Origin of the sequence: Caenimonas soli (assembly GCF_013155545.1) — a bacterium.
In the GTDB taxonomy this organism is placed as follows: domain Bacteria; phylum Pseudomonadota; class Gammaproteobacteria; order Burkholderiales; family Burkholderiaceae_C; genus Ramlibacter; species Ramlibacter soli.
The window spans coordinates 168,525-181,166 of sequence record NZ_JABJVV010000003.1; the positions used below are offsets into that span (position 1 = coordinate 168,525).

Genomic DNA, 12,642 nt, shown 5'->3' on the forward strand with positions numbered 1-12,642 from the left:
TACCGGTTCAGGCCCAGCCCGCAAGGCGTAATGCGAGACCCGCCAGCGCGCAGCCGGCAATCACCGGGATCACGCCCAGCTTGTAGCGCAGCAGGGCGACGGCGGCGGCGGCGGCCAGGCCCAGCGCCACCCAGTCGATGCGTCCATCGGCGCGCTGCGCGATGTGCACCAGGAAGAACAACGCCAGGCTGGCGATCACGCCGACCACGGCGGCGGTGATCGCCGTGAGCGGGGCGGTGAACTTCAGGTTGCCGTGGGTCGACTCCACCAACGGGCCGCCCGCCAGGATGAACAGGAACGATGGCAGGAAGGTAAACCAGGTCACCACGACCGCGGCCAGCGCCGCGCCCGCGAACAGCATGTCGGGCCCCAGCACCTGGCGGGTCCAGCCGCCGACGAAGCCGACGAAAGCCACCACCATGATCAGCGGGCCGGGAGTGGTCTCACCCAGCGCCAGTCCATCGATCATCTGCGGCCCGGTGAGCCAGTGGAACTGCTCCACCGCCCCCTGGTACACATAGGGCAGCACGGCGTAGGCGCCGCCGAAGGTCAGCAGCGCGGCCTTGGTGAAGAACCAGCCCATCTGGGCCAGTGCACTGTCCCATCCCTGCGCCCCCACCAGCAGGGCCATCGGCAGCGCCCACAGCAAGGCCCCGACCAGGACGACCCTGGCCAGGCGCGATTTCCTGAACAAGGCGTGGGCGGGCGTCGGCGTCGCATCGTCGATGATGAAGCCGCCCCGACCGTGCGTCTCGCCCTCGGTATTGGCAGCACCATGTCCGCCGCCGGCCGCGAATTGCGCGGGCAGGTATTTGCCGCCCAGCGCACCGGTGATCGCCGCAGCCAACACCACCCACGGAAAAGGAATTTTCAGCACCGCGATGGCGACGAAACTCAACACGGAGATCGCCCACAGCAGCGGCACCTGGCGCGGACTCTTCAGCGTGCGCCCGCCGATGCGCCACACGGCCTGCAGCACGATGGCGGCGACGGCGGGCTTGATGCCGTAGAAGATCCCCGCTACCCAGCTCACCTCGCCGAAGGCCACATAGATCCAGCTCAGCCCGATCAGGATGAACAGCGAGGGCAGCACGAACAGCGCACCCGCCACGACGCCGCCCCAGGTGCGGTGCATCAGCCAGCCGATGTAGGTGGCCAGCTGCTGCGCCTCGGGGCCGGGCAGGAGCATGCAGTAGTTGAGCGCGTGCAGGAAGCGCCGCTCCGAGATCCAGCGCCTTTGCTCCACCAGTTCGCGGTGCATGATCGCGATCTGCCCGGCCGGCCCGCCGAAGCTGATGAAGCCGAGCTTGAGCCAGAACCGCAGCGCCTCACCAAAACTCACCGCCCTCATTGGGCTGCCGCCGGCGGCGTGTGCACGCGCCAGCTGTGCGTTTCGCCCTGAGCGCTGCGGCACCACTCGTACAGGGCGTCGTACAGCGGCATCGCGGCGGCCAGCATCGCCTGGTCGTCATCGGCATGCAGTCGCGATAGACCCAGCGACACCGCCAGCAGGCCGGCGGCCTGCGGCGCCAGGGACAACCGGTCGGTGTCGGCGCCGCGCACGATGGTCGCGAGCGTAGCCAGCGCCGGCTCCTGCAACTCGAAGGCGCCCAGCAGAGCGTCGAAGCTGCAGCGCTCCCACTCGTGGGAAATTGGGGCGCCGGGAATGTCGTAGGGCACCGCCTTTAGCCGCGCCGCTTCGGCGAAGACCTGCTCCGTCGGCACATAGAAAAATTCCGCGGCCGGATCGATGAAACGGCGTACCAGCCAAGGGCCGGCGATGCGGTCGATCTTGGGCCGCTCGCGCGTGATCCAGCGCGACGGCCTCTCGCCGGTGACTCCCAGGTCCGCGCGCTTGCGGATGGTGGGCAAGCCGTGTTCGATCAGGCCCTCGATGCCGCCTTGCAGGTAGCGGGCGTTCCAACCCGCCGCGCGCAACTGGGCCGCTGCCTGCTCACCGACTTCCAGCCCATGTACGCAGTAGACGATGGCCAGCCCCGGGCTGTTGGCCGCGGCAAAGGGGGCGACCTGCTCGGGCGCACAACGCCGCGCGCCCGGCAATATGCGTTCGCTCTCGCGAAAGCGTTCCTCGCGCCGCACGTCGAGCACCAAGGGGGCGTCGGCGTTGCCGAGCAAGGCCAGGAACTGTTCAGGGGAAATGGAATGCGATGCGGTGTCCACGGAAAACTCCAAAGGTGAAGCTGCCAGCGCTTGGACGGGACACCGTCTATCTGTGAAGACCCGGGAGGCTGTATTCCCGATGGCCGAATATTAGCGCACTTGGTACGCGTGCGATCACGGCCTATATTGAAGACCCGTCTCTACATGCCAGCCAACCAAGGAGTGATCATGTCGCTACGCATCAATGATGTCGCACCGGACTTCACGGCCGAGACCACGCAGGGCCCCATCAAGTTTCACGAATGGATAGGCGACAGCTGGGCCATCCTGTTTTCGCATCCCAAGGATTTCACCCCGGTGTGCACCACCGAGCTGGGCTACATGGCCAAGATCGAACCGGAATTCAAGAAGCGCAATACCAAGCTCATCGGCCTCAGCGTAGACCCGGTCGACAACCACCGCACCTGGGCCAAGGACATCGAGGAGACACAGGGCTATCTGCCCAACTATCCGATGATCGGCGACCCGGAACTGAAGGTCTCCAAGCTCTACAACATGCTGCCGGCCGAAGAGCCCGGCAGTTCGGAAGGCCGCACACCGGTCCAGAACCAGACCGTGCGCTCGGTCTTCGTCATCGGCCCCGACAAGAAGGTCAAGCTGATGCTGACCTACCCCATGACCACCGGTCGCAACTTCGACGAGATCCTGCGGGTGCTCGACTCGATGCAGCTCACCCTGAAGCACCGGGTCGCGACCCCCGTCAACTGGCGGCAGGGCGAAGACGTGATCATTGCCGGCTCGGTCTCCGACGACGATGCCAAGAAGCTGTTCCCGGAAGGCTGGAAGGCGCCGAAGCCCTATCTGCGGATCGTCCCGCAGCCCGGCCGCTGACCGGGAACTCGACGCAAGGCGATTCGATCCAACTCTTTCCGGCATCAGCCGGCGACAGGAGGTGAACCATGCAGCAACCCAAACATTGGCAGGACCTGGTCAACGCGGTCCTCGGCATCTGGGTGATCATTTCGCCCTGGGCCCTGGGCTTCGATGGTTCGTCCATGGCCATGTCGAATGCGGTGATCGTAGGCGCCTTGCTGGTCGCTACGGCGCTGGGGGCGGCTTTCGTGCCGAGGGCGTGGGAGGAGTGGACCGAAGCGGGCCTCGGGGTCTGGCTGGTCGTGTCGCCCTGGGTCCTGGGCTTCAGCGGCAATCGCAACGCCATGCTCAGCATGGTGATCACCGGCGTGATCGTCGTGGCGCTGGCGCTGTGGACGCTGTTCACCGACAAGGACTACAGCGCCGCGATGCGCGAGCGGATGGTGCACTGACGCACTGAGCCGGCGGGTCAGCCCCGCTCGATCTTGAAGACTGCTGTGCCGGCGCGGGCATTCGGCAGGAAACGAATTTCGCGCCCTTCCTGCAGGCCATAGCTGTCCAGAATGGCCAGCCGGTTCTTGGTCGCCAGCACTTCGAAGTCCTTGAACGTGCCGACACGGATGTTGGGTGTGTCGTACCACTGGTAGGGCAGGCGCTTGGTCACCGGCATCCGGCCGCGCGCGATGGAAAGCCGGTTGGGCCAGTGCGCGAAATTCGGAAACGCCACCACGCCGATGCGGCCGACGCGCGCCGTTTCGACCAGCATGGTCTCGGTGTTGCGCAGGTGCTGCAGGGTATCAATCTGCAGCACCACGTCGAACGATGCGTCGTCGAACATCGACAGGCCTTCGTCGAGGTTGAGCTGGATCACGTTGACGCCGCGCTTGACGCAGGCCAGCACGTTCTCGTCGGCAATCTCGATGCCGTAGCCACTGCAGCCGCGCTCGCGCTGGAGGTAATCCAGCATGGCGCCGTCGCCGCAGCCCAGGTCGAGTACGCGCGAACCGGGCGGCACCAAGCCGGCGATCGACTGCATCGTGGCCCGATCGCTCATGCGTTCACCTCCTTGCCGATCCGCTCAAAGTAAGAGCGCACCACGCCCAGGTAGCGCGCATCTTCCAGCAGGAAGGCGTCGTGGCCGTGCGGGGCGTCGATCTCGGCGTAGCTCACGTCGCACCGGTTGTCCAGCAGGGCCTTGACGATCTCGCGGCTGCGCGCGGGCGCGAAGCGCCAGTCGGTGGTGAAACTGACCAGCAGGAATCTTGCCTTGGCCACGGCCAGCGCCCGGGCGAGTTTGCCGTTGTGGCGCAGGGCCGGATCGAAATAGTCGAGGGCGCGCGTGATCAGCAGGTAGGTGTTGGCGTCGAAGTAGTCGCTGAACTTGTCGCCCTGGTAGCGCAGGTAGCTCTCGATCTGGAACTCCACGTCCTGCGTGGTGTAGCGCAGGTCGATTCCTTCGCGCAGCTGCCGGCCGAACTTCTCGTTCATCACGTCGTCGGACAGGTACGTGATGTGGCCGATCATGCGGGCGATGCGCAGGCCGCGCTTGGGTATCACGCCGTGCTGGTAGAAATGCCCGCCGTGGAAGTCGGGGTCGGTCACGATGGCACGGCGCGCCACTTCGTTGAAGGCGATGTTCTCGGCGGTGAGGTTGGGCGCGCTGGCCACCACGACGGCGTGACGCACCCGCTCGGGATACTGCAAGGTCCAGGACAGCGCCTGCATGCCGCCCAGGCTGCCGCCCATGACGGCGGCCAGTGCCTGGATGCCCAGGCCGTCGAGCAGTCGCGCCTGGGCATTGACCCAGTCCTCCACCGTGACCACGGGGAAGTCGGCGCCATACACCTTGCCCGTGTCGGGATGGATGTGCATCGGCCCGGTCGAGCCGAAGCAAGAGCCCAGGTTGTTGACGCCGATGACGAAGAAGCGGTCGGTGTCCACCGGCTTGCCGGGGCCGATCATGGTGTCCCACCAGCCTTCGGACTTGTCCTGGCCGGCGTAAACCCCCGCCACATGGTGCGAGGCATTCAGCGCGTGGCAGACCAGGACCGCGTTGCTCCTGTCGGCATTGAGGCGGCCATAGGTTTCGTAGGCCAGCGAATAACCGCGAATCGACGCGCCGCTTTGCAAGGCAAGCGGCTCGCTGAACTCCATCGACTGCGAAACGGCAACAAGCGTCATGAAAACAAAAAACCCGGCGTCGCTAAAGAGGCGAGGCCGGGTTCGGGCAGGCTGTCTTTAGCTGAATTTATTGAGCGCCCGCAAGCTGGAGCAAATCGGCGCTGTGGCGTCAGTATATCAAGCCCATCCCGCCAGCGCCCCGATCCCCAACGCCGCGAAAATCGCGGCGGACACGCGGTGCACCACACGGATGGGCACGCGGCGCAAGACTCGATCGCCCAGCCACACGACCGGCGCGTTCGCCAGCATCATGCCCAGCGTGGTGCCGGCCACCACCGCCAGCCAGGCCTTGTACTGCGCCGCCAGCATCACGGTGGCGACCTGGGTCTTGTCGCCCATCTCCGCCAGGAAGAACGCGATCACCGTGGTGGCGAACACGCCCAGGCGCGGCACCTTGTCGGCCCCTGCGTCGTCGAGCTTGTCGGGGACCAGCATCCACGAGGCCATGGCGATGAAGGAGCCGCCCAGCACCCAACGCAGCACCTGCGGCCCGACCACCGTGGTGACCCAGGCGCCGGCGGCGCCGGCCAATGCGTGGTTGGCCAGGGTGGCGACGAGGATGCCCAGCACGATGGGCCAGGGCTTGCGGAAGCGGGCGGCCAGCAGCAGCGAGAGCAGTTGGGTTTTGTCGCCGATTTCGGCGAGGGCGACGATACCCGTGGAGACGAGGAAAGCTTCCATGAAAGGCGTCCAGGCCGGAACGAGCACACATTGACCGCACAGCATCCCCGGCCAAAAACGGAGGCTGCGCAGTCAAAGGTCTCGCCAAGTCCGGAAACCGCCTGCGCCATGGATGCGAATCCAAGTCTGTTGACGCAGGCCCCTCTCGAAGCTGAAGGGAGGCTACTCCCCAATGACAGCCGCGATTGTACCGGGGCAAGTCGTGCGATGATTTCCTCTTGCATATGCCCACACTGACCATCGAAAGCCAGCTGGCCGAACACCGGGGTTACCTGCTGCGGTACGCCCGGCTGCAGCTGCGCAGCGACGCCTGGGCCGAGGATGCAGTGTCGGAAACCATGCTGGCCGCCCTGTCCAAGCCGCAATCGTTCGGCAACCGCAGCCAGCTCAAGACCTGGCTGGTGGGCATCCTCAAGCACAAGGTGATCGATATCCTGCGCCAGCGCCAGCGCGAGGTCTGCCTGGCAGATGACGAGAGCGACGGCAGCGAGGAGCTGGAGGCCCTGATGTTCCAGGCCGACGGCCATTTCGCCGCCCGGCCCGCCGATTGGGGCGATCCCGAGCAGGAGCTCAGTTCACGCCAGTTTTTTGCCGTGCTCGAGGCCTGCGCCGAGAAACTGCCCGCCACCATGGGCCGGGTGTTCCTGATGCGCGAATGGCTGGAGCTCTCCGTTGAGGAAATTTGTAAGGAACTCCAGCTCACGCCGACCAACCTCTACGTCCAGCTGCACCGCGCCCGCCTGCGGCTGCGCGAGTGCCTGGAACTGAACTGGTTTGGAAATCGCGCCGCCCCATGATCCTGCGTCGAACCTGCAAGGAAGTCTCCGCCCTGCTGGTGGCGCGGGAAGACCGCGCGCTGCCGGTGGCGGAACGGCTGGCTTTGCGGCTGCATCTGGCGGCCTGCAAAGCCTGCCCGGTGTTCGAGCGGCAGCTGCTGACAATGCGCAATGCACTGCAGAGCTGGCGGGGCTACACCATTAATAATGGGACGGAAGATGCAAAAGCAGGCACGAGGGGCCAAGATAGCCCATAATACGAGGGTGCCCGCGCGAGCTGGCACATAGGTTTGCGGTGAATGGTCGGTTTCGCGTGGTTTGTAGCTTGCGTTTTTCGGACTCCATCGCTAGTAGCGTTAATTTCTCGAGGAGTCCTTTTAATGGGCAACAAACTTTACGTGGGCAACCTGCCCTATTCGTACCGCGACAGTGACATGGAGCAGGCGTTCAGCCAGTACGGCACCGTCTCCAGCGCCAAGGTCATGATGGAGCGCGACACCGGCCGTTCCAAGGGTTTCGGCTTTGTCGAAATGAGCAACGAGGCGGAAGCCAAGGCTGCCATTGAAGGCATGAACGGCCAGCAAATCGGCGGCCGTGGCCTCGTGGTCAACGAAGCTCGTCCCATGGAATCGCGTCCCCCCCGTACCGGCGGCTTCGGCGGTGGTGGTGGCGGCGGCGGCTACGGTGGTGGCGGCGGCGGTGGTGGCTACGGTGGCGGCGGCGGCGGTGGCCGTCGTGAAGGCGGCGGCGGTGGCGGCCGCGGCGGTTACTAAAACCTGCTGCTGCTTCATGCAGAAAAAGGGCCTAAGGGCCCTTTTTTCATGCCCGATCGCTTTAGGGTTTTTGCCATGCGGCAAGGCTGTGCCAGCCCTCCACGCCCGCTCAATATCTGTTCATAATGGAAAAGCGTGGGTATGTAGTTGCACGCAAGGTATGCGGTGAACAGGTCACTTTTCGCGTCGCTCAGGTTCAGTTGAATGCGTTTTCGGGACTCCATCGCTAACGTCAGTCGTCTTTTTTTAGGAGTCCCAATCGATGGGCAACAAACTTTACGTGGGTAATCTGCCTTACTCCGTGCGCGACAGCGACCTGGAACAGGCATTCGGGCAATTCGGCGCGGTGACCAGCGCCAAGGTGATGATGGAACGCGACACCGGCCGCTCCAAGGGCTTCGGTTTTGTGGAAATGGCCAGTGACGCTGAAGCTCAGGCAGCGATCACCGGCATGAACGGCCAGCCCCTGGGTGGCCGCAGCGTGGTTGTCAACGAAGCACGTCCCATGGAATCGCGCCCGCCCCGTACCGGCGGTTATGGCGGTGGTGGTGGCGGCGGTGGTTATGGCGGCGGTGGCGGTGGCGGTGGTGGTGGATACGGTGGCGGCGGCGGAAGTGGTGGCGGCGGTGGCCGTCGTGAAGGCGGCGGCGGTGGCTACGGCGGCCGCGGCGGCGGTGGGGGCGATGGCGGATTCCGCAGCCCCTACGGCTCCGGCCCGCGTGGCGGCGGCGGCGGTGGCAACCGCGGCGGCTACTGAAGCCTGATCCCCAGCGTTGAATGCAAAAGCCCGCCGGCCGGCGGGCTTTTTTCATGGGCAGTTCAGTTTCAGTGCGCGAGGGCCTGGCCCAAGTTGCGCAACAAGGAGGCGCCATCACCAGACCAGGCGCTGCCGTGCATGCAGGCCAGCACCCTGGGCTTGAGCTGGGCCAGCTTTTCGATCAGCGTGGGCGCGTTGACACTGTGCGAGAAGTAGTCCATCTGGCCGCGAAAGGCTTCGCTGGGGCCCAGGATGTCGCCGCTGACCAGGGGCTCTTCCCCCATCCCCGGCTGGGTGAACAGATCGCCGCAGAACAGGGTCCCGGTGGTCTGGTCGAAAAAGTAGCCGCACTCCCAACCGTGCGGCAAGTGCGGTGTGGACTGCCACACGAGCTTGTGCTTGCCCAGATCGAGCACCTCTCCGTCCTGCATGCCCAACGGCTCGACGTCGACCAGGTCACTCACCGACACCAGGGCGGCGACGTGGCTGCACACCGGCCGAGCCTGTGGCGCGCGTGCCAGGAAATCCGGCAGGCTGCCGCACTCGTCGGCCTCGACATGGGAGAACGCGATGTACCGCAGCTGCGCCACCGGAATGACTTTTTCGATCTGCTCGCTGACCAGGCCAAACAGTTTCTTCGGACCGGTGTGAAAAATCAGCGGCTTGTCGTCGACCACCAGGTACTGGTTGAAGGAGAAGCCGCCGGGAATGAAATCTGGCGGCATGGCGACGCTGATGCGGTAGGTGTCGGGAGCGATCAGGTTGATGGAGGCTCGAGGGGCGTTCATGAGATCTCTTTCATGTCGGACCCGCGGACGACGATGTTGCAGGCAGCGGTCCGGCTACTGCCAGCAACAGTTGATGAAGGGAGCGGCGCACCTCGGCGCGCGGCAGCTGGTGCCCGCGCACGAGGCGGTGCCAGAGTTCGAAGTGCAGCAGCGATTCCCACAGGGCGGCGCCGCCGGTCAGGCCGTGCCTGGCCAGGATCGCGGCGCACAGCCCGGTGAGTTGCTGGCGCCGCTGGGCGCCCAGCTCCGCCAGGAACTGGTTGCGTCCATGGTCGCGCCAGACGAGCCAGGGTTCGAAGTAGGCGTTGAGCTGGTCCATCGCGTCCACCAGCTGCAGCGCCGCGGAGGCCAGATCCGGCGCGGCCAGGATGCTGTCCACGGGCAGGGCCGGCGCAGCCTGCGCCACATGCGCGGTGCAGGACTGGAACAGCGTGTCGAGCTGGGGGAAGTGCTTGTAAACCGTGGGCAGCGAGACGCCGGCGGCCTGGGCGATGTCCGCGTAGCTGGTGCCGAGGCCGCCCTTTTGCGCGTGCATCTGGACGGCCGCCTCGACGATGCGCTGCTTGAGTTCGGTCTGCAGCTGCTGCCGCGTCTGGTTGTTGTAAGCCCGGGAAGCCATGGGTGGGTCTCGTTGAATTGATTTAAATTCAATTAAACTTAAATCAAAGTCAAGGAGACTTCACTCGGCCATGGCGCAACTTTTTATTGCTGGCTCTGGCGGTGTTTGCGCGGCCGTCCGGCCAGCAGCTTGTCGTAGATGGGATTGGGCAGCATGCGCAGCAGCTTGGCCACCACACCCATCTGCCATGGGATAACTCGATAGCTAGCGCCCGCTTCGATGGCGCGGAAGGCGCGCTCGGCGAAGTCCTGCGGCTGCATCAGGAAGGGCATGGAATAGCGGTTCTGCCGGGTCAGCGGCGTGTCGATGTAGCCGGGGCAGATCGTCACCACCTTGACTCCCGACGGCCGCAGTTCGCCGCGCAGGCTTTCGCAATAGCTGATCACCGCGGCCTTGCTGGCGCAGTAGGCGCCATGGCCCGGCAGCCCGCGGATGCCGGCAACGCTGCCGATGCCCACCAGGGCGCCCGAGCCGCGGCTGACCATAGCCTCCACAAACGGATGGAAGGTGGCCGCCAGGCCCACGTTGTTGGTGGCGAAAGTCCGGGCGATCACGTCGATGTCTTCGCGCACCGCCGTGTCCACGCCGACGCTGATGCCCGCGTTGGCGATCACCGCGTCGGGCACGCCCTGCCGGGCCAGGCAGGCCTGGCCGGCGGCGGCGATGCTCTGCGTGTCGGCCACGTCGGCGGCGTAGACCGCGTACCGGTCGGGGCCCAGCCCCTGCGCGCGGGCCCAGTTCTCGATCTCGCCGGTGCGGCGGGCGGCCAGCGCCAGCCGCCAGCCGGCCTGGTGATAGCGCCAGGCCAGGGCCTGGCCTATGCCGCTGGATGCGCCCGTGATGAAGACGAGCTTGTCGATGCTGTCGCTCCCTGGCCTAGCGGCCGGCTCCGGGCAACAGCGTGCCCCGCACCCGGCCGCGCAGATCCATCACCTGCTCCAGGTTGTCGTATTCCAGGCTGTCCGCGGTGAAGCGATTCTCGCCGCGGGTCAGTTCTACCGGCTTGTGCGACGCCACGCGTTCGCTGTCCAGGAAGGCATGCAGGAACTCGCCGCGAAATTGCATTCGCGGCCGGATGCTGCCGTCCTTGCCCTTCACGGCTTCGCGCGTCACGACGGCATCGCCGATCAGCTGCACTTCGGTGCCGTCCGCGTTGCTGATCGCCAGGCGGGCCGTGGCCACCGTCAGTTCGCCGCGCACGTTGAAGGAACGGATCCGCGGCTGGTCGATTTCGACGGTGTCGGTGTCCGGGTAGTGGCGTGCCTCGGTGCCGAAGACCTCGCTCTTCAGGCGGCCCGACGGGTCGAAGGTCTTGATCGAAAACCGCCGCATCAGATTGTCCGGCTCGTGCACTTCCGCTCGCCGGCTTTCTACCGTGCCCAGCGTCGGCGTGTTGCGGGCCAGCCAATAGGTACCCAGGGCCATCAGGCCCATCAGGATGATCGGCAGGTATACCGACACCCGCTCCCAGGCGCTGCGCACCAGCCTCAGGCCATGGGGTCCGGGCAGCACGGCACTCAAGCGTAGGCTTCCAGCAGCCCGGCATAACGGCCGCTGGCCACCAGCAGCAGATCGCAGAACTCCCGCGCCGCGCCATGGCCCCCGGCCGCCGTCGTGACGTGGTGGGCGCAAGCCTTCACCTCGGCATGTGCATTGGCGGGCGCGCAGGCGAAGGCGCAGCGGCGCAACACCGGCAGGTCGGGCCAGTCGTCGCCGATGGCAGCGGCCTGGGCCCAGTCCAGGCCCAGCTCCTTCAAGGTTTTCTCGGCAGCGGGGCGCTTGTCCTCGGTGCCGTAGTGCGCATGGGCCAAGCCCAGCGCCTGCAGGCGCCCGCGCAGCGGCTTCGAGTCGCGGCCGGTGATCACCACGGGCGTGATGCCGGCCTTTTGCAGCAGCTTCAGCCCCAGGCCGTCCAGGATATGGAAGCGTTTGAGCGTTTCGCCGTGCTCCGACATGTACAGCCCGCCATCGGTCAGCACGCCATCGACGTCGAAGAACGCGACGCGCACGCCCTGGGCCGCGAGCAGCAGCTCGGGCGGGAAGCTCAGCGCCGGCAGCGGCATGGTTTAGATCACCTTCGCGCGCATCAAGTCGTTGCTGTTCACGGCGCCGCACAGCTTGTCGTCGGCGTCGACCACCAGCACGCTGGTGATGCGGTGCTTTTCCATCAGTTCGGCGGCCTCCACGGCCAGCGAATCCTGGCGGATGGTGCGCGGCCCGGAATGCATCACCTCGCGCGCCGTGAGGCCGCGCAAGTCCACGCCCTTTTCGATCAGGCGGCGCAGGTCGCCGTCGGTGAAGATGCCGAGCACCCGGCCGTCGCCGTCGGTAATGGCCGAGGCGCCCAGGCCCTTGGCACCCATCTCGCGCATCAGGTCGCTGACCGAAGTGTCGGGCGCGACCCTGGGCACGGCATCCCCCGAGCGCATCACGTCGGCCAGCAGGGTCAGCAGCTTGCGGCCGAGCGCGCCGCCCGGATGCGAGCGCGCGAAGTCCTCGGGCTTGAAGCCGCGTGCATCGAGCAGGGCCACCGCCAGCGCATCGCCCAGCGCGAGCTGGGCCGTCGTGCTGGCCGTCGGCGCGAGGTTGAGGGGGCAGGCTTCTTTTTCGACGCCGCTGTCCAGCACGATCTCCGCGTGCTTGGCCAGCGTCGATTTCAAGGCGCCGGTGATGGCGATCAGGGGCACGCCCAGCCGCTTGAGCACCGGCAGGATGACGGTGATCTCTTCGCTTTCGCCGCCATTGGAGATGGCCAGCACCAGGTCGACGTCCTTGATCATCCCCAGGTCGCCGTGGCTGGCCTCGGCGGGATGCACGAACATCGCCGGCGTGCCGGTGGAAGCCAGGGTGGCGGCGACCTTGCGGCCGATGTGGCCGCTCTTGCCCATGCCCATCACCACCACGCGGCCGCGCACGCCCAGGATCAGCTCCACGGCGCGAGGGAAGGCTTCGTTGGTGCGGGTTTTCAAGCCCAGCACCGCAGCGGCTTCGATGTCGAAGGTTTCCATTGCCAGCCGCAGCGCCTGGGCTGCGTCATAAGACTTGTCGTGAGCTTGCCGAGAGACCATGGGGC

Annotated in this window: 17 protein-coding genes and 1 riboswitch; of the genes, 6 read left to right on the plus strand and 11 right to left on the minus strand. The window is 66.0% G+C overall.

Annotation, left to right across the window (positions count from 1 at the left end; all coding sequences use genetic code 11):
* Nucleotides 1–7: 7 nt before the first annotated feature.
* Together chrA and HNE04_RS05960 are read right to left on the minus strand one after the other, a co-directional pair.
* On the minus strand, nucleotides 8–1,351 hold the full coding sequence (chrA, locus tag HNE04_RS05955) for a chromate efflux transporter (protein WP_172217597.1): 1,344 nt from the start codon (nucleotides 1,349–1,351) through the stop codon (nucleotides 8–10).
* The gene (locus HNE04_RS05960; RefSeq protein ID WP_172217598.1) at nucleotides 1,348–2,181 is read right to left on the minus strand and encodes a chromate resistance protein ChrB domain-containing protein; all 834 of its coding nucleotides are present in this window, start codon (nucleotides 2,179–2,181) and stop codon (nucleotides 1,348–1,350) included. The genes chrA and HNE04_RS05960 overlap by 4 nt, the downstream gene beginning before the upstream one ends.
* A 168-nt stretch (nucleotides 2,182–2,349) precedes the next feature.
* Here HNE04_RS05960 and HNE04_RS05965 point away from each other — a divergent pair, with 168 nt between their 5' ends.
* The gene (locus HNE04_RS05965) at nucleotides 2,350–3,012 is read left to right on the plus strand and encodes a peroxiredoxin (protein WP_172217599.1); all 663 of its coding nucleotides are present in this window, start codon (nucleotides 2,350–2,352) and stop codon (nucleotides 3,010–3,012) included.
* Nucleotides 3,013–3,080: 68 nt separating this feature from the next.
* Nucleotides 3,081–3,446 (plus strand): SPW repeat protein, encoded by a 366-nt coding sequence (locus HNE04_RS05970; RefSeq protein WP_172217600.1) that lies wholly within the window; start codon nucleotides 3,081–3,083, stop codon nucleotides 3,444–3,446.
* A gap of 17 nt (nucleotides 3,447–3,463) precedes the next feature.
* Here HNE04_RS05970 and metW read toward each other — a convergent pair whose 3' ends face one another.
* The 3 genes from metW to HNE04_RS05985 all read right to left on the minus strand — a co-directional run bounded on the left by metW (nucleotide 3,464) and on the right by HNE04_RS05985 (nucleotide 5,856).
* Nucleotides 3,464–4,048, minus strand: coding sequence for a methionine biosynthesis protein MetW (gene metW / locus HNE04_RS05975; RefSeq protein WP_172217601.1), 585 nt, complete (start codon nucleotides 4,046–4,048; stop codon nucleotides 3,464–3,466).
* Nucleotides 4,045–5,175 (minus strand): homoserine O-succinyltransferase MetX, encoded by a 1,131-nt coding sequence (metX, locus tag HNE04_RS05980; protein WP_172217602.1) that lies wholly within the window; start codon nucleotides 5,173–5,175, stop codon nucleotides 4,045–4,047. Before metX ends, metW begins: the two co-directional genes overlap by 4 nt.
* 117 nt (nucleotides 5,176–5,292) lie before the next feature.
* The gene (locus HNE04_RS05985; RefSeq protein ID WP_172217603.1) at nucleotides 5,293–5,856 is read right to left on the minus strand and encodes a TMEM165/GDT1 family protein; all 564 of its coding nucleotides are present in this window, start codon (nucleotides 5,854–5,856) and stop codon (nucleotides 5,293–5,295) included.
* A gap of 3 nt (nucleotides 5,857–5,859) precedes the next feature.
* Nucleotides 5,860–6,044, minus strand: a riboswitch (yybP-ykoY riboswitch).
* A 36-nt stretch (nucleotides 6,045–6,080) separates the two neighbouring features.
* Here HNE04_RS05985 and HNE04_RS05990 point away from each other — a divergent pair.
* From HNE04_RS05990 to HNE04_RS06005, 4 genes are all read left to right on the plus strand, one after another.
* The gene (locus tag HNE04_RS05990; RefSeq protein WP_172217604.1) at nucleotides 6,081–6,653 is read left to right on the plus strand and encodes a sigma-70 family RNA polymerase sigma factor; all 573 of its coding nucleotides are present in this window, start codon (nucleotides 6,081–6,083) and stop codon (nucleotides 6,651–6,653) included.
* Nucleotides 6,650–6,889, plus strand: coding sequence for a zf-HC2 domain-containing protein (locus tag HNE04_RS05995; protein WP_172217605.1), 240 nt, complete (start codon nucleotides 6,650–6,652; stop codon nucleotides 6,887–6,889). Before HNE04_RS05990 ends, HNE04_RS05995 begins: the two co-directional genes overlap by 4 nt.
* A 123-nt stretch (nucleotides 6,890–7,012) precedes the next feature.
* Nucleotides 7,013–7,405, plus strand: a complete 393-nt coding sequence (locus tag HNE04_RS06000) for an RNA recognition motif domain-containing protein (RefSeq protein ID WP_172217606.1) — start codon at nucleotides 7,013–7,015, stop codon at nucleotides 7,403–7,405.
* A gap of 262 nt (nucleotides 7,406–7,667) precedes the next feature.
* Complete coding sequence (locus HNE04_RS06005) at nucleotides 7,668–8,162, plus strand: RNA recognition motif domain-containing protein (protein WP_172217607.1); 495 nt, start codon at nucleotides 7,668–7,670, stop codon at nucleotides 8,160–8,162.
* A gap of 68 nt (nucleotides 8,163–8,230) precedes the next feature.
* Here HNE04_RS06005 and HNE04_RS06010 read toward each other — a convergent pair whose 3' ends face one another.
* The 6 genes from HNE04_RS06010 to HNE04_RS06035 form a co-directional block, all read right to left on the minus strand.
* Nucleotides 8,231–8,950 carry an FprA family A-type flavoprotein gene (locus tag HNE04_RS06010; protein ID WP_172217608.1) on the minus strand — a complete coding sequence of 240 codons (720 nt, stop codon included), beginning with the start codon at nucleotides 8,948–8,950 and terminating at the stop codon, nucleotides 8,231–8,233.
* Nucleotides 8,951–8,960: 10 nt separating this feature from the next.
* A complete protein-coding gene (locus tag HNE04_RS06015; protein WP_172217609.1) occupies nucleotides 8,961–9,569 on the minus strand; it encodes a TetR/AcrR family transcriptional regulator in 609 nt (202 codons plus the stop codon).
* A gap of 83 nt (nucleotides 9,570–9,652) precedes the next feature.
* The gene (locus HNE04_RS06020; protein ID WP_172217792.1) at nucleotides 9,653–10,429 is read right to left on the minus strand and encodes an SDR family oxidoreductase; all 777 of its coding nucleotides are present in this window, start codon (nucleotides 10,427–10,429) and stop codon (nucleotides 9,653–9,655) included.
* 16 nt (nucleotides 10,430–10,445) lie between these two features.
* Complete coding sequence (lptC, locus tag HNE04_RS06025) at nucleotides 10,446–11,081, minus strand: LPS export ABC transporter periplasmic protein LptC (protein ID WP_328700277.1); 636 nt, start codon at nucleotides 11,079–11,081, stop codon at nucleotides 10,446–10,448.
* Between the two features lie 5 nt (nucleotides 11,082–11,086).
* Complete coding sequence (locus HNE04_RS06030; protein ID WP_172217610.1) at nucleotides 11,087–11,632, minus strand: KdsC family phosphatase; 546 nt, start codon at nucleotides 11,630–11,632, stop codon at nucleotides 11,087–11,089.
* 3 nt (nucleotides 11,633–11,635) lie between these two features.
* Nucleotides 11,636–12,637: a KpsF/GutQ family sugar-phosphate isomerase gene (locus HNE04_RS06035; protein ID WP_172217611.1), complete on the minus strand. Its 1,002-nt coding sequence runs from the start codon at nucleotides 12,635–12,637 to the stop codon at nucleotides 11,636–11,638.
* Nucleotides 12,638–12,642: the final 5 nt, after the last annotated feature.